Here is an 18,997-nt window from a genome sequence, read left to right as displayed (position 1 = left end):
GCGAGAAAGGCGGCGCGTGCCGCTCAGACGATCCGCATCGCGCCGGCACGCTCGAACGCGTGCCGTGCCTGGATCAACGTCGTGCGTGCCGCGCGCGCGTCGCTCGCGACCTGCAGCAGCGGGCCGAGCTGCGACGGCTGCTTCAGCAGTTCACGCAGGATCGGCAGGATCGCCGTGCTGCCGTCGTCGCGCAGGCCGGCCGTTGCCGCGCTCGGCAACGTGCGCCACGCCGGATCGACGATCGCGCGGCACACCGCGAACGGTACGCCGCGCGCAGCCGCGAAGGCCGCCGCGATATGCGACTCCATGTCGACGGCGAGCGCACCCTTCGCGCGATGCAGCGACGTCTTTTCCTGTTCGCTGACGACCGGTGCGCCGACGGCCGCGATCGTGCCGCGCGTGACGCGCGCCCAGACCGGCGTGTCGTGCAGCGCGGCGACGAGCCGTTCACTCCAGCCCGAATCGGTCTCGACGCGACCGAACGGCCCGTCGATCGCGTTCGCGATCACGAGTGCGCCGGGCGCGAGGTCGGGCGCGAGCCCGCCCGCCGTGCCGAAGCTCACGATGCCCGCACAACCGCGCGCGGTCGCCTCGGTCAGCGCGCGTTCGAGCCGGTCCGCCCGTGCGGCAAAGACGGCTTCGACGCCGTCGCCGCGCGCGATGCGCGCCTCGAACGCCATCCCCGTCACGGCGATGACGGGCAACGTGCCGGTGGGTTGCGGCGCCACGCGTTACAGCCCGAACGTCACGCGCGTCGTGTTGTCGCGCTTCAGGTTGCGATAGCGGGCGAGCGCCCACAGCGGGAAGAACTTGCGATAGCCGTGGTAGCGCAGGTAGAACACGCGCGGGAAGCCCGTCGCCGTGAAGCGCGCCTCGTCCCACAGGCCCTCTTCATTCTGCTCCGCGATCAGGTAGTCGATGCCGCGCGCGACGGCCGGGTTGTTCACCTCGCCGGCCGCCATCAGGCCGAGCAGCGCCCAGGCGGTTTGCGACGCGGTGCTCGGCGCCTGCTCGAAGCCGCGATAGTTCAGCTTGTAGCTGTCGCCGTCTTCGCCCCAGCCGCCGTCCTTGTTCTGGATCGACAGCAGCCACTGCGCGCCGCGCTTCATGCGCGGATCGTCCGGCGTCAGGCCGGCCGCGTTCAGCGAGCACAGTGCCGTCCACGTGCCGTACACGTAGTTCATCCCCCAGCGGCCATACCAGCTGCCGTCCGGTTCCTGCTCCTTGAGCATGTAGTCGAGCGCACGACGCGCCGGCTCGCTGTTCAGCGGCGTCTCGCCGAGCTGCGACAGCATCGACAGGCAGCGGCCCGACACGTCGGCCGTCGGCGGATCGAGCAGTGCGCCGTGATCCGAGAACGGGATGTTGTTCAGGTAGTACTGCGTGTTTTCCGGTTCGAACGCGCCCCAGCCGCCGTCGCTGCTCTGCATCCCGACGACCCACTCGCGCGCACGCGCGATCGAATCGCGATACGCATCGTTCTGCTTGAGTTTCTGCGCGCGCTCCATCGCCACCGCGACCACCGCCGTATCGTCGACGTCCGGGTAGTGCGCGTTCGCGTACTGGAACGCCCAGCCGCCGGGCCGCACGTGCGGGCGGCGCGAGATCCAGTCGCCGCGCACGTCGAGGATCTGCAGAGGGCGCAGCCATTCGAGGCCGCGGATCGCGGCGTCCTCGGCACGCGCGTCGCCCGTTTCGAGCAGCGCATGCGCGGCGAGCGACGTGTCCCACACCGGCGACAGGCACGGCTGGCAATACGCTTCGTCGTCGTGCACGACGAGCAGCTTCTCGATCGACTTGCGCGCAATCGCGCGGTTCGGGTGATCTTCCGCGTAGCCGAGCACGTCGTACATCATGACCGCGTTGGCCATCGCCGGATAGATCGCGCCCAGGCCGTCCTCGCCGTTCAGGCGCTCGTCGACGAACGACACGGCCTGGCGGATCGCGCGTTCGCGCGTGTAGTTCGGGAACAGGCCGTCGGCCGCGCGCAGCGCATGGTCGACCACGCGGAAGAACGCGAACCAGCCGGCGCTCTGGTGGCCCTGGCGCGGCAGCAGCCCGGCGTTGACGGGCGGATCGATGAACAGCTCGTCGATGCGCACGCCGCGCGGGTTCTTCGCGAGCGGGCGCTTCGCGTTCAGCACGAGCAGCGGCACGATCACGGTGCGCGCCCAGTACGACACCTTCGACAGATGGAACGGGAACCACTGCGGCAGCAGCATGATCTCGACCGGCATCATCGGCACCGCGCGCCACGGAATCGCGCCGTACAGCGCGAGCTGGATACGCGTGAACACGTTCGACATCTCGGCGCCACCCATCGCGTGAATGGCCTTGCGTGCGCGCTGCATGTGCTCGGCGTTCTCGTCGTCGCCGATCACCTTCAGCGCGAAATACGCCTTCACGCTCGCGCTGATGTTCGGTGCGCCATCGGTGAACAGCGGCCAGCCGCCGTCGGCCTGCTGGATGCGGCGCAGATACTTGCCGATCTTCTGTTCGAGCTCGAGGTTCGGCGTCTCGCCGAGATAGTGGACGAGCAGCACGTATTCGGCGGGAATCGTCGAATCGGCTTCGAGTTCGTAGACCCAGTGGCCATCCGCGTTCTGCGCGGCCAGCAGCGCATCGGTCGCACGCACGACGGCCGTGTCGACGCCCGCCGGCACGGTGCCGGCGGACAGGGTAGCCATTTCGGTGAGATCGTTCATCGGTCCCTCTCTTATTGTGTCTGGAGCACGTCCGCGGCCAGCTGGCCGGAGCGGATCGCGCCCTCGATCGTGGCGGGCAAGCCGGTGGCAATCCAGTCGCCCGCCAGCACGAGATTGGTCCAGCGCGTACGCACGGCCGGACGCTTCATTTCCTGCGACGGCACCGCCGCAAAGCCCGCGCGCGGCTCGACGACGAGCTGCCACGCGGGAATGGTTTCCGGGTTCGCACCGGTCACGCGCGCGACGTCTTCCCAGATGCGCTGCGCGAGCGTGTCGCGCGGCGTATCGAGCCAGCGGCCAGCGTCGCGGATCGTCGCCGCGAGCTGGCCGCCGCCGGTGCGCACCGCATCGACGACACCGTTGACCACGGACGTCTGCAGCGGATTGCCGGCCGGCGCTTCGGCCGCGAAATACGCGGTCACGACCGCGCTGAACGTGTCGGGCGCGGTGAGTTCGGGCACAAGCGGCTGCGCGACCTCGGGCGGCACGGCCAGCACGACGGCGTCGCCCGGTGCGAGATCGATCCGCTCGCCGCCGACCGAGACCGCATCGACCGCATTCCCGTGCGCGCCGAATTCGAACGCGTCGAGCCGCGAGTTCAGCCGGATCTGCGCGCCGCCGTGCTGCAGCATCCGCAGCGCCGGTTCGACGAATGCACTGCCGAGGCCGTGGCGCGCGACGAGCGGACGGCAGGCGGGTGCCCCCATGGCAAACGTGCTGCACAGCGCCGCACGTGCGAGTTCGGCACTCGCATGGCGCGGCTCGACGTTCAGCACACCGAGGAAATACGGCCGCAGCCAACGTTCCCACAGCATGCCGTCGCATCGCATCGTCTGTGCGAGTGAACGGCCCATGCGCGCGAACGCGAGCGGAGCGAGCGCGAGGTAGTCGAGCGGTGTCGTGTCCGGCGCGCGCGATGCGGCATCGAACAGCCACGACGGCCATCGCCCGTTGCCGAAGCGCAGCGTCCAGCGCTGCTGCGACGCGACGTCGACGACGGGAAATTCAGGCAACGCGGGCCCCGCGAGCTGGTCCGCCGCGCCGATCGCGCGCAGGTAGCGCTGCGTCGCCGGCTGCCCCGCGAAAGCGACATGCAGCCCGCTGTCGAGCGTCGTGTTCAGCGTCCCGTCGAACCATGAGCGGCAGCGGCCGCCCGCATGCGCGTGCGCATCGTGCAGCACGATGCGTCGCCCGCGGCGTTGCAGCTCGACCGCGGCCGACAGGCCGGCAACGCCGGCGCCGATCACGTGGACGGTCCTGGGCATCGACTCGGTCGGCTCAGAACAGCGCGTAGCGCGCGGCGATCATCAGCATGCGCGCTTTCGGCTTGCGCAGCGGCGCGCGCGGGAACGCAAAGCCGCGTGCGATCGCGGCTTCGAGAATGCAGCGATACGCGCCCGACATGATGCGCGGCGCCTTCACCTGCGCACGCGCGCAGGTATCCATCACCGCATCGGCCTGGCGGAAGTGCTCGAGCGCGCGCTCGACGAGCGTCGCACACACGCGCGGCAGCGCCGGATCGCGCACGATCGTCGCCGGGTCGGCGATCGCGATGCCTTCGCGCGCGAGCAGCTCGCGCGGCAGGTAGCAACGGTTGATCGCCGCATCGTCGTCGATGTCGCGCAGGATGTTCGTCAGTTGCAGCGCGCGGCCGAGATGATGCGACAGCTTGATCCCTTCGGCTTCCGGCATCCCGAAAATCCTCACCGACAGCCGGCCGGCCGCGCTCGCCACGCGATCGCAGAAGAGGTCGAGCGTCGGTTCATCGGGCGCGCAGATGTCTTCGACCGCATCCATCGCCATCCCGTCGATCATCGCGTGGAAGTCGTCGCGCTGCAGGTTGAATGCGCGGATCTCGCGGTCGAGCGCGGCCAGGTGGCGCGGCGGGCGGCCGGCGAAGCACGCGTCGATGTCCGCGCGCCAGCGGTCGAGGCCCGCATTGCGCTCGGCGCGCGGCAGGTCGCTGTCGGCGATGTCGTCGACCGCGCGGCAAAACGCGTAGACCTGGAACATCGCATCGCGCTGCACGGCCGGCAGGATGCGCATCGCAAGATAGAAAGAACTGCCCGATGTGACGGCAGCGGCGTCGGTTTCTTGTTCGTCCACGACGGAATTGGAAACGGCCAAGACGAGCTCCACGGAGACACCCACGCGGGGCGATTGAAGAAGCCATGCCCGGCTGGGATGGTCAGGGTGTCAAATGCGTGCGAGATATGCGAACGATCGACGCAGACAGGCACAAATTACCGGCCGGAAGCCGGAATTGGGCGAAAGTATAGCAATCTTTGAAGTTCGATGGCGGACACGCGCCGCGTGCGGCGGGATGCCGGAAGCCGTTGCCCGGCAAGCGCGGCCGGCCCGGGCGGAAACCGGCGCCGGCGGCGCTTCAGCCGTAAACGATGTCGCGCTGCAGGTCGAGCGCAATGAGCCCCATTTCGCGCGTGAGCTGCAGCATCGAGCGGCGTTCGAGGCGCGAACCCATGAAGCTCGTCACGCCGCCGTCGGGCTCCGCGGTGAACTGGAAAACCGCGCCGCCCGTGCCGAACCACGCACCCGGCACATCGGGCGATTCCTGCCAGTCGATCTGCGCGAAGACGCGCGCGATGCCCGCGCGCACCAGGTCGCCCGGGCCGATCGGCGGCGCGATGTCGCCCAGGTCGTCGAGCGAATAGGGGCCGGGTTTATCCGGCTTCCGGTAGAAGAGGTAGTCGACGTTCATGGGGTGCAATCGCAGGCAAAGCAACAAATTAGCGTGCTTCGGGATAAATTCAAATCGGATACGGACGAAATGTGGCCTGCGCGAGACAAGAGGGACAGATCGAATCCGGCCCGTCTGGGCGCACGCGGGTTCGTCTAAGATGACACCTTTCTCAAAATCTAAAGACCCGGACACCATGGAGACGAACGCAAGCGCCACCCCGCAGTCCGATCATCCCGTTTTCGTGCTCGTGCACGGCGCCTGGCACGGCGCGTGGAGCTACGCGCACGTCGCGGCCGCGCTGGCCGCGCGCGGCCACCTGTCGATCGCGCGTGACCTGCCCGCGCACGGCATCAATGCCCGCTTTCCCGCTTCCTACTTCGCACGCCCGCTCGACAAGGACGCGTTCGGCGCCGAGCCGTCGCCGGTCGCGAACACGACGCTCGACGATTACGCGACGCAAGTGATGCAGGCGGTCGACGACGCGTACGCGCTCGGCCACGGCAAGGTCGTGCTCGTCGGCCACAGCATGGGCGGCCTCGCGATCACGGCGGCCGCCGAACGCGCTCCGGAAAAGATCGCGAAGATCGTCTATCTCGCGGCCTTCATGCCCGCGTCGGGCGTGCCGGGCCTCGACTACGTGCGGGCCCCTGAAAACAAGGGTGAAATGCTCGGCCCGCTGATGCTGGCGAGCCCGCGCGTCGCCGGTGCGCTGCGCATCGATCCGCGCAGTGGCGACGCCGCGTATCGCGACCTCGCGAAGCGCGCGCTGTACGACGACGTGCCGCAGGCCGACTTCGAGGCCGTCGCGAACCTGATGACCTGCGACGTGCCGGCCGCGCCGTTCGCGACCGCGATCCCGACGACAGCCGCACGCTGGGGCGCGATCGACCGCCACTACATCAAGTGCCTGCAGGATCGCGTGATCCTGCCTGCGCTGCAGCAGCGCTTCATCGACGAAGCCGACGCATTCGCGCCCAGCAACCCGACCCACGTGCACCAGCTCGACAGCAGCCATTCGCCGTTCATGTCGCAGCCGGCCGTCCTGGCGGGCGTGCTGGCCGACATCGCGAAAAGCTGAGCCCGGCACTCGTCCGCTCCGCGCGCAGCGGGGCGGACGCACCGCCTATGCGTACGCGACCGACCGATCGCGCCCGAGCCGCTTCGCGCGATAGAGCGCGGCGTCGGCCTCGTTGACGAGCACGTCGCAGGTCGGTGCGCCCGTCTTCGCACACGCGCCGCCGACGCTCGCCGTCACCGGCACGCTGACACCCTCGGCATCGACCGGCATGCTGCCGATCGCATCGCGCACCTTGTCGGCCACCAGCATCGCCTCGTCGAGATTCGTGCACGGCAGCAGCAGCGCGAATTCCTCGCCGCCGAAGCGGCCGAACGTATCCTGCGCGCGCACGATCGACGCGACGCGGCGCGCGGTCTCGCGCAGCACGGCATCGCCGGCCGCATGCCCGAAACGGTCGTTGATCGTCTTGAAGTGATCGAGGTCGAACAGCAGCACCGACATGTCGCCGCCGTACCGCTGCCAGCGCGCGAACTCGTCGCCCAGCCGTGCCTCGAAGAAACGCCGGTTCGCGATGCCGGTCAGGCCGTCGCGGTTCGCGTGTTCGCGCAGCTTCGCGACCGCTTCCTCGCGCTCGCGCTGCATCACGCTCACGTGCGTGACGTCCGAGATCGTCACGCACACGGCCTCGACGTCGCGGCCGCGCGTGAGCGGCATGAACGTGCAGTCCTGCTGCATGTAGTCGACACCGCCCGTGATCGGCCGGTCGTGCTCGAAGCGGAACAGGTAGGGCCGCTGCTCCCACGAGCTGAACGCGAAGCTGCCGAGCTGGAACACGCTCTCGAGCTTGCGCGACAGCCACGCGCGCGGCAGGTCGGGAAAGCAGTCGAACAGGTTGCGGCCGATCACGTCGGCGGCCGGGATGCCGCTGTGGTCCTGCATGAAGCGATTCCACATCAGCACGGTCATCGTGCGGTCGAGCACGAACAGGCCGAAGCCCACCCGCTCGATCACGAGGTCGCTCAGCGACGGGGTGGCGGCCGTCATAGCGCGGACAGCAACGCGTCGAGCGCGTCGCCCATCAGCCGGATCGAATCCTCGGCCATCAGCATCACGAAGTGGGCCCGGAACGCATGGTCCTCGAGCCCGAAGTTCACTTCCAGCAGCAATGCCACGCTCCATGCCAGCTCGGTCGGCTGGAAGACGTCGTCAAACGACACGTTCGCGCCGAGCAGCCCCGGCGGAAAGAACACGGGCTTGCGGCCGAGCTCGTCGAGGATCGACGCGACGCACGCACCCATCAGCACGTTCGCGACGTCGAACACGACTTCGTCGGGCGTCGCCATCCCGCCGTACACGCCGTCGCCGAACGTGCGGTCGACGACCGACATGAGCCGCGCGATGCTCGCAGTGCGGCACAGCACGATCGCTTCGCCCTTGATGTCGGAACGAAAGCCCTGGCGCACGGCGGTCACGTTGTCGTGAATGCCCGTCATCTCGCGCAGCGCGTCGCCCGCGTCGGACGCTTTCACGACCCGCACGCGCGGCACCGACAGCTCGATGAAGTGCCCGAGCAACAACGCAAGCCGCGCGGCGGCGCGGCCCATTGCGAGGTTGGCGATCTCCTGCAACGCGTCGCGTTGCTCCGCCGTGAACACCGAGTCAGGCATACAACCCATACTCCTTGAGAATGGGCAGCAATGCCTCCGACGTCACGGGCTTGGCTACGAATGCGATCGCGCCCAATTCGCGCACGCGTGCTTGCGCCTGCGGCTGGATATCGGCGGATACCACGATCACGAACGTGTTCAGATCTTCGTGGCGCAGTGTCTCCAGGACCTGATATCCGCTCATGTCGGGCATCGTCAGGTCCAGAAACATTACGGAAGCTTTGCCGTCACGATAGAGCGCCAGGGCCTCTCGACCATTCGCGGCATACGCGACTTCGACGTCCCAGCCTCCCGGCAGCGCCTTTGTCAGAAGTTTGCGAGCGAGCAGCGAATCGTCGGCAATTACAATCGGCAAAGGCATGGAGCGAAGCGGTATACGGAATGGTCTCTCTCGCGTTAACGACCGCGCGGCGCGCTTCTTGAGGCGCAATGCGTTCGGGCGCGGGCAACCGTCTTGCGGCCGCGCGCGGGCGCCGCGACGCAGGTGCGCGCGACGCACCGCGCGGCGAACGCCGGCGGGCGCATATATCTGTCATAGGGAAAGCAAGGCGCGATTCTCGGAGTAAACCGGAGGCGATGCAACTCGCCATTTTCACCATTTCGAACAGAATTGGTCCGAACACGCGCCATTCCGAAAACAGCCATGACCATTTTCGAGATAAGCACGCAAAATTTTTCCTTGTGTACGTTTGCGCTGCCGGATTCGTCGCGTTTTCAATCTGACAGTTTCTCCCTGTCGGAATCGACAGGATTTCGTGCGTCCGGGGCCGTGCGGCGGGCCGTCGCAACTCGTTTATGATGGCAGGCACCTCCGCCTCACCCGCTTCTTCGATGACGTCCGACCGGCCCGCCGATTCCCACGCTCCCGCCTCTACACCCGCCGACGACTGGCAGGACGACGGCAACTATGCGTCCGGTGCGCCCGAGCACGATTTCGCGGTGCGCCGCGTGACGCTGATCGTGCTGCTCGTCGCGGCAATCGTGCTGCCCTGCATCTACGTCGTGGTGATGGCGTACAACGACCTGAAGACGCGCGAGGCCGCCGCGAGCGACGTGACGATGCGCACCGTGCGGGTGGCCGAGGAGCACGCGCTCAAGGTATTCGACCTGAGCGAAACGCTCGATGCGCGCATCGTCGATCTCGTGCAGGACATGGACGATGCGACCGTGCGCAACCGCGAGTCCGACATCCACGAAGCGCTGAACACGATCGGCGGCGGCTATCCGCAGGTGGCCGCCGTGTCGATCTTCGGCGCAAGCGGGATGCTGCTCGCGAACAGCCTCTACTATCCGGCGCCCTATGCGTCGATCGCGAATCGCGACGACTTCGCCGGCATCCGCGACGGCAAGGTCATCGAACACATCTCGCGGCTGATGATGGGGCCGCTCAAGCTCGAGAACATTCCCGTGTTCAACACGGGCGTCGCGCGGCGCCATAGCGACGGTTCGTTCGCCGGGATGGTGTCGATCGCGCTGAAGTCGTCGTATTTCAACGCGTTCTACCGCGACCTGCTCGGCGGCGCGAGCACGCCGATGACGATGGCGCTCGCGCGCTCGGACGGCGCGGTCATCGCATCGTATCCGCCGCCGCCGGCACTCGCGCACACCGATCGCGCGGTCACGTTCGGCGACGCGCGCAACGATCCGCGCGCCGGCGTCGTGCGCGTGCGCCACGATGGCGGGAGCAGCGAGATCGTCGCGTATCGCCAGGTCGGCAGCTATCCCGTGTACGTGACGTGCGCATACCGCACGTCGGCGATCTGGCATGAATGGTACGAACACCTGAGCGTGCTGTTCATCTCGATGTTCGCGCCGTCGATTGCGCTGTGGTCCGTGATCTGGCTGTCGCTCAAGCGGCTGAAGGCGGAAGAGGAGGCGTGGGATCGCTGGCAGGCCGAAGCGTCGATGCGGCGCTCGATCGAATCGGCGTACCGGCAGTCGCGCAAGATGCAGGCGCTCGGCAACCTCGTCGGCAGCGTCGCGCACGACTTCAACAACCTGCTGATGATCATCTCGAGCAACGTGCAGATCGCGCGGCGGCGCGGGGTCCAGCATCTCGACAAGGAACTCGGCGCGATCGAACGCGCGCTGAAGAACGGGCAGTCGCTCACGCGCCAGCTCCTCGGTGTCGCGCGCAAGCAGCCGCTGCACAACGAGACGATCGACATCGGGCAATGGGTCGGCACGTGCCGCGAACTGCTGAAGACGTCGCTCGGTTCGAAGTCGTCGCTGGTCGTCGCGATCGAGCCCGCCGTCTGGCCGATCCGCGTCGACGTCGCGGAGCTCGAGCTCGCGGTGATCAACCTCGCGGTCAACGCGCGCGACGCGATGGCGACTGGCGGCCGCTTCACGGTCGGCGCGCGCAACGTGACGCTGCGTCGCGAGGACGGCTTTCCGCTGACCGGCGATTTCGTGCAGATCTCGCTCGACGATACGGGCTCGGGCATGGCGCCCGACGTGCTCGCGCGCGCGTTCGAACCGCTGTTCACGACGAAGGCGCAGGGGATGGGGACGGGGCTCGGCCTGCCGCAGGTGTTCGCGTTCTGCGAACGCTCGGGCGGCCTCGCGACGATCGACAGCGCGGTCGGTGCCGGCACATCGGTGCGTCTCTACCTGCCGCGCGCGCGGGCCGAGGATGTCGTCGCACGGCCGCCGGCGGTCGTGCATGAAGCGGGGGCGGGCGCGCTTGCCGGCCTGCACGTGCTGCTCGTCGAGGACAACAGCGAAGTTGCGGCCGGCACCGAAGCGCTGCTGTCGCTGCTCGGGCACCGCGTGACCTACGCGCCCACCGCCGACGACGCGTTGCGCCTGATCGAAGGCGCAGCCGCGAACGATGCGTTCGACCTCGTGATTTCGGATATCCACATGCCGGGCCGCCTGAACGGCATCGACCTCGCCGAAGCGGTCGAGCAGCGGCCGGAGAAGCTGCCCGTGATTCTCGTCACGGGTTACGCGGAGGAGCTCGACCGCACGCGCACCGTCAACGTCCGCGTGCTGTCGAAGCCGTTCGACATCGCGCTGCTCGACGAGATCCTGCTGGGCATCCGCGAAGCGCGCGACGCACGACACGCGCGGCACGCCGGCACGTGACCCGCTGCGTGCGGGCCGGCGCCGGCGGCATGAAACGGTGTGACGCTCAGGCCGACTTCAGCAAGCGCACCCAGCCCGTGTAGCGATCGACGAAGCCCTGCAGGAACTTGCGGGTGTCTTCGCTGACGATCTGGCCCTGGTCGTCGATACGCGCCGGATCGTGCTTGATGAACATCTCGGGCTGTCCGAGCGTCTTCACGTCGAGGTACGCGAGCACGTTGCGCAGGTGCTGCTGCGCGAGGGCAGTGCCCGTCGCGCCCGGCGACGTGCCGAGCACCGCGCCCGGCTTGCCCGCCCACGAGTTCGAACCCCACGGGCGCGAACCCCAGTCGAGCGCATTCTTCAGCACGCCCGGAATCGAGCGGTTGTACTCGGGCGTGAAGAACAGCAGCGCGTCAGCGGCTTCGATCGACTGCTTGAAGCGCTTCGCGACTTCCGGGAAATCCGCGTCGTAATCCTGGCTGTACAGCGGCAGTTCGCCGATCTCGACGAACTCGAACGAGAAATCGGCGGGGGCGAGCGAGATCACGGCGTGCGCGAGCGCGCGGTTCCACGAAGCGCGACGCAGGCTGCCGACGACCACAGCGATGCGATAGGACATGGCATTCTCCTTCCGGTGAGTGAGGAATCGGACCGATTGCTTCCGAACGAGCGACAAAGGTCTGTTTATAGGCAAGCCAGCCCGCGAACCGCCCCACGGGGCCGACCGGCCGACTTTCCACAAGGTTTTCCACAGAAATTGTGGATAACTCGGCCGTTATGTTCTGACGTTACAGATTGCCCGCCGCGCGTCGTCGCCGACACGCGACACAGGGTTCGGCAAGCATAGCGCAGCGCGCCGGCCGGTTTCGTGAATTCGTGACGGAACATGCATTGCGGGCCCGCACCGCGCCCAGTAAGCTGCTCGCACCGCGACGCGCCCACTTGGTGGCGCAAATGCGCTTGCCTCGAGACACCGCAACCCAGACATGCCGTCCGCCTACGACGACCCCGCCTATCTCGCGCAACTGCGGAGCGACCTGCTGCGCTTCGCGCGACTCCAGCTCCGTGATGCCGACGCGGCCGAAGACGCCGTGCAGGAAGCGCTCGCCGCCGCGTGGTCACACGCGGGTGATTTCGCCGGGCTGTCGGCACACAAGACCTGGGTGTTCGGTATCCTGCGCAACAAGCTGATCGACGTGCTGCGCGCGCGGCAGCGGACGGTGAACCTGTCCGCGCTCGATGCCGAACTCGACGGCGAATCGGTGCTCGATCGCGAGCTGTTCAAGGAAAACGGACACTGGGCCGCGCATGCGAAGCCGCGACCATGGGCGCGCCCCGAAACGCTGTTGCAGCAGCAGCAGTTCTGGACGCTGTTCCAGGTCTGCCTCGATCACCTGCCGGAGCAGATCGGGCGCGTGTTCATGATGCGCGAATTCCTCGACGTCGAAATAACGGACATCTGCAGCGAATTGACGCTGACCACGAATCATTGCAGCGTGCTGCTGTATCGGGCGCGCACGCGCCTGCGAACCTGCCTGAGCGAAAAAGGACTGACGACCGAAGATGCTGCCGGGGAAATGTACTGACGTGACGCGACTGCTGTCGGATGCGCTCGACCGGCATCTGACCCTGCATGAGCGCCTGCAGGTGCGCGTCCACCTGCCGACCTGCAGCGGCTGCAGGGCCTATCGCGGACAGATCGCGCTGCTGCGGACGGCCGCGAAAGCGGCGGCGGGGCGAGGGCCTTCCCCCGATGATGACAGTGCGTCGCCAGGGGAAGGCTAGACCCGGATCGCGTGACGGCGATCGTCCGGACGGTGGTGAGTAGTGGCGTGCTGCCCGGTGATCGGGCCGGCTTCGATTGCCGGTGCTTGTACCAATGCTTGCGCCAGGCTGACGCAATCAGAAAAATACGGCGGACAAGAATTATTCGAACAGCGCCTGCACGGATTCAGGCGGCCGGCCGATGGCTGCCTTGCCGCGATAAACGACGATGGGCCGCTGCAGCAAAATCGGATGAGCGGCAATCGCCGCGTAGGCTTCCGCATCGGTCAGGTCGGCGCGGGCCAGATCCAGCGTCTTGTACGGCTCCTCACCGTCGCGCAACATGTCGCGAACCGGACGGCCAAGCTGCCGATGCAGCGTTTCCAGCTCCTCGGCCGTCGGCGGTGTCTTCAGGTACTCGACGACATTCAGCGGTGCACCGGTGGTATTCAGCGATTCGACCAGCGCAAGCGTCTCGCGCGACTTCGAGCATCGGGGGTTGTGGTAGATCGTGATCATCGTTCAAGCCTGGAGGGGAGAGCCCTGTATTGTAGCCAGTCTGCATCGGGGGCTTGGCGGGGTGATGGACGCGGACTCGCTACTATGTAGAAGCAGGTTGGTTGGGTAGTGCGACGGATCGCGGAAGGGGAGTGCTGTTCGGGATGCGCTTCAAGGAGTTGGTAGGTTTATGCGCATAAAGGTGGACGGGACTCTATCGCGTGGCGGTGAATAAATGTCCCCACGCCAGATCAATACGATGGGGCGTTTCGGATCGCAAAAGGTGCGGGCGGGTGCTTCGTAGGTCGATTGGTTTATGCGCATAAAGCGTGCGTGTGCCGGGTGAGGTGTCTCGAGATCCGCGGCGCAGTGAATCCGGACATTTCGGCGCTTCGGTGTGACGCCTGCTTCGGTGTGACGCCTGCTTCGGTGTGACGCCTGCTTCGGTGTGACGCCTGCTTCGGTGTGATGCCTGCTTCGGTGTGATGCCTGCTTCGGTGTGATGCCTGCTTCGGTGTGATGCCTGCTTCGGTGTGATGCCTCGCAGGTAGATCGCCGCACACTGGATTCCGGCGCGGTCGGGATGTGATCCTTCGCCGCTCGCCGTCTATCGCTCGCGGTTTGTGCGCATAAACGTAACGCCTGGACAGCGCGTTGTGTCGACGTACGCGGGTTCAGTGGCACACCTCGACGCGGCATCCCCTGCCAGGTCGTCATACCGCTCACAACCCACTCATGAAAGTACCGGCCTTCCCATAGCACGATCGACCGACCCGGCTCCGCGGACTTTATGCGCACAAACTCCCCGGCTCTCAGGCAAGACTGCCCCATCGAACGAAAGGGCAGTGCACCGCGATCCTGCGGCAACTTGCTACTCACCCTGACGACCCCACACGCGACGATTCAAACCCCGAGTCGCTCAGCGACGTTCCGGCGTCCGCCACACCATCCACTCGAGCCACCGCTCATCGCCGGTTCGTTTATGCGCATAAACCGATAGCCCGAATGGCCAATGCGTAGTTGCAGAACGACAATTTCATTGAAATTCAAATATCGTCCTGTAGAATTCCAACGACCAAAATAGGAGTGAAAATTGGCCGCGGAAATCATTGCAGTCACTCAACAAAAAGGTGGCGTCGGCAAAAGCACGATTGCCATGCACCTCGGTGCCGCGTTCCATGAAAAAGGGAAGCGCGTCCTCGTCGTCGACGCAGACCGTCAAAACACACTGGTTCACTGGTCGAGCGCATCCGGCGACAGCGACACCGGCATTCCGTTTCCGGTCGTCAACCTGGCCGAAGCCGATGGCCAGATCCATCGCGAGATCAAGAAGTTCATCAACGACTACGACATCATCGTCGTGGACTGCCCGCCGTCGATCACCGAGAAGGTATCGGGCGTGGTCCTGTTGGCCGCATCGATTGCCGTGATTCCGACGTCGTCGTCGCCGGCCGATTACTGGTCGAGCGTCGGCCTGGTCAAACTGATCCAGCAGGCGCAGGTCATGAACGAAGACCTCCGCGCCGTCTTCCTGCTGAACAAGACCGAAGAGAAGCGCATGCTGACCCGCGAGCTCAAGCGCGCGCTCGAGGAACTCGGCTTCCCGTTGCTGAAAACGCAGATCCCGACCCGGGAAGCGTACAAGCAGGCGATGGCGCTCGGTCAGACCGTGCTGCAGATGAACGATCGCGGCGGCAAGCTGGCCGCATCCGAAATTCGCGCATGCGCCGACGAAATCGTCGCCATGCTGCCCTGACTTTATGCGCACAAAGGAGTCACATGAAACCCTCCCAATTTGCCAAAGGATTCCAAGCGCGCCCGGATATCACGACGAGTGAGAAGCGCACGGCGCTCGATCGACTCAATGCGATCGACGGCATCGTCAAGTCCGAGACGCCCACCCCGGCGCCGACCAAATCCGCGAAGAAAGACATCGCGCCGCCGCCCGCTCCCGAGCTCACCATCGATCCGTCGATCGATGAGTCAGCGCAATATCGCGCGTGGCGTCTCGAGAACCGCTATGCGCCGGGGCAGGTGATCGAGCTGTCGCTGAAGGCGATCAAGCATAGCCCGTTCAATCCGCGGCACTTCTATCTGAAATCGTCGATTGCCGAACTCGCGGTCAACCTCGCGAAGCAGGGGCAGCAGCAGGCGATCCACGTGATTCCGGATTACGACACCCCGGGCACGTATTTCGTCAGCGACGGCGGCCGCCGCGTGCGGGCACTCAAGGAAGCAAACAAGGAATCGGTCAAGGCAATCGTGATCGACGTGCCGATCGGCATCCAGAGCTACAAGCTCGGCTACGATCTCAACGTCCAACGCGATTCGCAGACGGTGTTCGACAACGCCGTCGTGTGGCGCCGCTTCCTCGACGACAAGCATTTCCAGAGCCAGAAGGAGCTCTCCGAGCACCTCGGCCTCGACGAATCGACGGTGGCCGTCGCGCTGTCGATCGGCAAGCTGCCGGAAGCGATCATGCAGGAAATGGTCGCGCGCCCCGATCGATTCGGTTCGAACATGGCGTATCAGGTCGGCCGATATCACAACGCGCGCGGCACCGAGGCCACGCTGCGGCTGATCAACAAGATCGTGTCGGACGATCTCAGCACACGCCAGGTGTCGGACATCGTCAAGGGCCGCGTCGCGGCGCAGGAAACGCCGAAGGCTGCGGGCCGCCAGCGCTATGCGCAACGCCTCGAGATCAAGCTCGGCGGCAAGTCGGTCGGCGACCTGAAGTCGTATGGCGAAGATCGCATCGAATTGCGCCTGCGCGGTCTCCCGAAGGACAAGCGCGACGCGATCCTCGAGCAGCTCGAGCGGATGCTGTTGTCGGAGTGATGGAAACGGCCGGCAGGGCCTGGTGAGGACGCCGGGCCCACCCGCCTGAGGGGCGGGGCCGGCGGCGGCCCGTCAGCGGGCCAGAGCGGGCCTCAGGCGGCCCGCGACTGGTTCAGCGTGAACGACAGCAGGTCGCCGTCCGTCGGCTCGCCCCAGGTCCTCTGGGCCAGCCAGTCGAAAAAGGCCGTCTCGGCCAGCTTGGAATCGAGGCCGCGCTTGCGCCAGTCATCGCGCAGATGCGAGCCCATCGTCGGCAGTGCCTCCGATTCGAACGACTCGCGCGCCACTTCGCGCTCCGCGTCGCCCTGCTCCTCGTACAGCACCTTCGCTTCCTTGCGGCGGAACGCGGCGAACTCGCTCAGCAGGCGTGCCTTCAGATCATCCGGCTGGGCCGCTGCAATCTTCGGGGACGGCGTGCCGGCAGGCAGCGCGTCGACCGACTCGACCGGCGGCGCATAACCCTTCTTCAGCGCGTCCTTGAACAACGCCGGCGCGCTGCGCACCGGCGGCAGCGTCGTGCTGCGCATCCGCTGCTCGGTCATCTGCAGTGCGGCACGAATGCGATTCTCCTCGCTGTCCGCATAGAGCGTCTGCGCTTCCTTCAGCGGGATCCCGAGCTTCACCATCCGGTCGACCAGCGTGCTGTCGAACACGTTCGGGTGTTCGTCGAGCGCGAGCATCGGTTGCTTGCGCTCGGTCACGCGGAACTGGATCTCCGCGACCCGGCGCCCTTCACGGTGCTCGATCAGCTCGACGAAGATGTTGGTGACCGCGTTGACTTCCGCGATCGCGGGACGCAGATAATCGCGCTTGAAATACTTGTACTCGCGCTTCGCCTCGTCGCCGGCTTCCGTGTCGGGCGTGCCCGACAGGATCGGCCGCCACCATTCCCACGGCTCGCGCATCGTCAGGTGGCTCGGGTTCGTCAGGTAGCGCACGCAGATTTCGTACAGCGCGAGGCCGGCGCTGCTGCGCAGCTGGCTCTGGAACTGCAGGCTCAGGCGCGCATACTGGACCGGGTCGAGCAGCTTCTTCTTGATCTTCGGCGCGAACGAGAATTCGACCCACACGCGGCGGGTCGCCGGATCCTCGAGAATTTCCGCGTCGGCGATCAGCGTCGAGATCCCCCACTTGCGGCCCGGCTTCTGGCTCGACGTCCCCGTGCTCCATTCGACCTGCACCGACACCATGCGGCGCAGGTGTTCCTTCACCAGCGCGGTGTCGTTCGAATCGAAGGCGGAGTTGGCAACGATGTCCGACAGCAGCGCGCGATACGTATCGCCCGAGTCGTCGGCCTGCTGGGCCACGGCCAGCAGGACATTGAACAGCTTGCGAGTGAGGAGCGTGATCTTGCCGCTCTTCGGCTGAATTGCGATCGCCTCGACGGCCTTACGCAATTCGGCTGAACTGGCACTCACCACATCCACATCGGTTTTCTTGGCGCGCTTCGTCGTGGCCATACGTCGGGTCGGAGGAGAAGTTTTCCGGAAGGATAGCGCCTGCGGTGATGTGCGTCCAGAACGACATGCTCACCATAGCGGGTGAAGCGCACGTGCAAAACGGCACTCACCCCAAGCGCTCCCGAAAACCCTCACCGCTCCGGATTTGCAGCGTTCCGGACTCGTCCAGACGTGCTGCGGGATGCGCCGATTCACAGAATTTCACCTGTGCACGACACGTGCGGAATATGCTCCCGTATCGGCTCACCTTTCGATTTGTCGTAATTTTACGACTGCGCAGCTGTGAGTTCGGCACAGGGTTGCGATCCCACCTCACCGCGCCTCCCGATCGACCCGCATCAGCCTGTATGCATGTACAGGAGCGACTCACCGGGAGATCGTGATCGGGTCCGGCATCACGGAAGACGCCTACGAAACCAGCCTGCGCGACCCGATCGGGCCTGCTTTGCCGGCCCGGGTGCGCATTGTACAGCGCACAAATCGTATCGGGTCCCGAAAATACTCACCTCGAGCACAGCGTGTTCATTCGCCTGGATACCAACGAATGCCCGGCACGCGCGGGACTCCCTACCAGAGCCTCCCGAAAACGCTCACCTTACCGAAAAATCGCTGTGCCTCCATCGGCCTGGGAATGGCTCCCGAAAAACCTCACCGTAACTGTCGCGGTATCAAAAATCCCAATGCCTTCCGATACTTATGCACAGAAGGCATTTGGCTGTGCATCGCCGACATCCCCCGAAAAACCTCACCTTTCACCGGAAATCCTTCATACGACAACCTCATGTCAGCCCCCCGAAAAATCTCACCTGTGCCAAAAAGTGGCACAGCAAAAACGAGATTTCTTCCAGTCCTGGCGGGCTTTTCGGCGAATTCGGCCGTTCACAGGTCCTGAAAAGCCTCACCTTTGACCATTTTTCGGGCAATTTCCAATCCCGAAAAGTCTCACCCAAGGCCTGAATCACAGCCTGTGATCCAGGCCCCGAAAAACCTCACCTCAACGGGATCCGGGCAGGAAAACCCGGATTTCCCTCCCGAAAAACCTCACCTTTAGGGCTTCACAGGCCCCCGAGAGCGCTTTTGCTGTGCAAAATGGCGTTCGTTTCCCGGAAAGCCTCACACCAAACACCCGCGGAGTCCCGTGAAACCTCACCTTTCATAAAAACTGCCCAAAAGATGGGCAGAATCGGGGCGCGAAGAAGGTCCCGCAAATTCTCACCTATGTCTGCACAGGCAGAAAACTGTGCAGTCAGGCACAGCGCGGGTTCTGTGGC

General features: G+C 65.7%; 17 protein-coding genes. 6 read left to right on the top strand and 11 right to left on the bottom strand.

Annotated features, from left to right (window positions below):
- Positions 1 to 23 precede the first annotated feature (23 nt).
- The 5 genes from BCO18175_RS22640 to BCO18175_RS22620 all read right to left on the bottom strand — a co-directional run bounded on the left by BCO18175_RS22640 (position 24) and on the right by BCO18175_RS22620 (position 5,424).
- Complete coding sequence (locus BCO18175_RS22640) at positions 24 to 680, bottom strand: phosphorylase (protein ID WP_254599388.1); 657 nt, start codon at positions 678 to 680, stop codon at positions 24 to 26.
- 51 nt (positions 681 to 731) lie between these two features.
- Positions 732 to 2,705, bottom strand: a complete 1,974-nt coding sequence (gene shc / locus BCO18175_RS22635) for a squalene--hopene cyclase (protein WP_174984161.1) — start codon at positions 2,703 to 2,705, stop codon at positions 732 to 734.
- Between the two features lie 11 nt (positions 2,706 to 2,716).
- Positions 2,717 to 3,970 (bottom strand): hydroxysqualene dehydroxylase HpnE, encoded by a 1,254-nt coding sequence (hpnE, locus tag BCO18175_RS22630; protein WP_174974371.1) that lies wholly within the window; start codon positions 3,968 to 3,970, stop codon positions 2,717 to 2,719.
- A 13-nt stretch (positions 3,971 to 3,983) separates the two neighbouring features.
- Positions 3,984 to 4,832 (bottom strand): presqualene diphosphate synthase HpnD, encoded by an 849-nt coding sequence (gene hpnD / locus BCO18175_RS22625; protein WP_174984159.1) that lies wholly within the window; start codon positions 4,830 to 4,832, stop codon positions 3,984 to 3,986.
- 259 nt (positions 4,833 to 5,091) lie between these two features.
- The gene (locus BCO18175_RS22620) at positions 5,092 to 5,424 is read right to left on the bottom strand and encodes a hypothetical protein (RefSeq protein WP_174918643.1); all 333 of its coding nucleotides are present in this window, start codon (positions 5,422 to 5,424) and stop codon (positions 5,092 to 5,094) included.
- 175 nt (positions 5,425 to 5,599) lie between these two features.
- Between BCO18175_RS22620 and BCO18175_RS22615 the strand changes: the two genes are divergently transcribed.
- Entirely contained in the window at positions 5,600 to 6,484 is an 885-nt protein-coding gene (locus BCO18175_RS22615; RefSeq protein ID WP_174984157.1) for an alpha/beta fold hydrolase, read from the top strand.
- 45 nt (positions 6,485 to 6,529) lie between these two features.
- On the opposite strand, the gene BCO18175_RS22610 is transcribed toward BCO18175_RS22615, so the two are convergent.
- From BCO18175_RS22610 to BCO18175_RS22600, 3 genes are read right to left on the bottom strand one after another with little or no spacing between them, the layout of a single operon-like run.
- Entirely contained in the window at positions 6,530 to 7,468 is a 939-nt protein-coding gene (locus BCO18175_RS22610; protein ID WP_174984155.1) for a GGDEF domain-containing protein, read from the bottom strand.
- Entirely contained in the window at positions 7,465 to 8,091 is a 627-nt protein-coding gene (locus BCO18175_RS22605; RefSeq protein WP_174974378.1) for a chemotaxis protein CheC, read from the bottom strand. Before BCO18175_RS22605 ends, BCO18175_RS22610 begins: the two co-directional genes overlap by 4 nt.
- Positions 8,084 to 8,452 carry a response regulator gene (locus tag BCO18175_RS22600; RefSeq protein WP_039344648.1) on the bottom strand — a complete coding sequence of 123 codons (369 nt, stop codon included), beginning with the start codon at positions 8,450 to 8,452 and terminating at the stop codon, positions 8,084 to 8,086. Before BCO18175_RS22600 ends, BCO18175_RS22605 begins: the two co-directional genes overlap by 8 nt.
- Before the next feature lie 470 nt (positions 8,453 to 8,922).
- Between BCO18175_RS22600 and BCO18175_RS22595 the strand changes: the two genes are divergently transcribed.
- Positions 8,923 to 11,181, top strand: coding sequence for a hybrid sensor histidine kinase/response regulator (locus BCO18175_RS22595; RefSeq protein WP_174984153.1), 2,259 nt, complete (start codon positions 8,923 to 8,925; stop codon positions 11,179 to 11,181).
- A gap of 46 nt (positions 11,182 to 11,227) precedes the next feature.
- On the opposite strand, the gene BCO18175_RS22590 is transcribed toward BCO18175_RS22595, so the two are convergent.
- Entirely contained in the window at positions 11,228 to 11,782 is a 555-nt protein-coding gene (locus tag BCO18175_RS22590) for an NADPH-dependent FMN reductase (protein WP_059688142.1), read from the bottom strand.
- Between the two features lie 367 nt (positions 11,783 to 12,149).
- Between BCO18175_RS22590 and BCO18175_RS22585 the strand changes: the two genes are divergently transcribed.
- Positions 12,150 to 12,749, top strand: coding sequence for an RNA polymerase factor sigma-70 (locus BCO18175_RS22585; protein ID WP_174984151.1), 600 nt, complete (start codon positions 12,150 to 12,152; stop codon positions 12,747 to 12,749).
- Entirely contained in the window at positions 12,727 to 12,948 is a 222-nt protein-coding gene (locus tag BCO18175_RS22580; RefSeq protein WP_174984150.1) for a zf-HC2 domain-containing protein, read from the top strand. The genes BCO18175_RS22585 and BCO18175_RS22580 overlap by 23 nt, the downstream gene beginning before the upstream one ends.
- A gap of 141 nt (positions 12,949 to 13,089) precedes the next feature.
- On the opposite strand, the gene arsC is transcribed toward BCO18175_RS22580, so the two are convergent.
- Positions 13,090 to 13,446, bottom strand: a complete 357-nt coding sequence (gene arsC, locus BCO18175_RS22575; protein ID WP_174984148.1) for an arsenate reductase (glutaredoxin) — start codon at positions 13,444 to 13,446, stop codon at positions 13,090 to 13,092.
- Positions 13,447 to 14,518: 1,072 nt separating this feature from the next.
- Here arsC and parA point away from each other — a divergent pair.
- Together parA and BCO18175_RS22565 are read left to right on the top strand one after the other, a co-directional pair.
- The gene (gene parA / locus BCO18175_RS22570; RefSeq protein WP_174917985.1) at positions 14,519 to 15,181 is read left to right on the top strand and encodes a ParA family partition ATPase; all 663 of its coding nucleotides are present in this window, start codon (positions 14,519 to 14,521) and stop codon (positions 15,179 to 15,181) included.
- Between the two features lie 23 nt (positions 15,182 to 15,204).
- The gene (locus BCO18175_RS22565) at positions 15,205 to 16,266 is read left to right on the top strand and encodes a ParB/RepB/Spo0J family partition protein (protein WP_174917984.1); all 1,062 of its coding nucleotides are present in this window, start codon (positions 15,205 to 15,207) and stop codon (positions 16,264 to 16,266) included.
- A gap of 92 nt (positions 16,267 to 16,358) precedes the next feature.
- On the opposite strand, the gene BCO18175_RS22560 is transcribed toward BCO18175_RS22565, so the two are convergent.
- Entirely contained in the window at positions 16,359 to 17,726 is a 1,368-nt protein-coding gene (locus BCO18175_RS22560) for a replication initiation protein (protein ID WP_174984144.1), read from the bottom strand.
- Positions 17,727 to 18,997: the final 1,271 nt, after the last annotated feature.

This window comes from Burkholderia lata (genome assembly GCF_902499335.1).
Taxonomy (GTDB): Bacteria; Pseudomonadota; Gammaproteobacteria; order Burkholderiales; family Burkholderiaceae; genus Burkholderia; species Burkholderia lata_B.
This window is presented reverse-complemented; position numbering and strand designations above follow the sequence as displayed.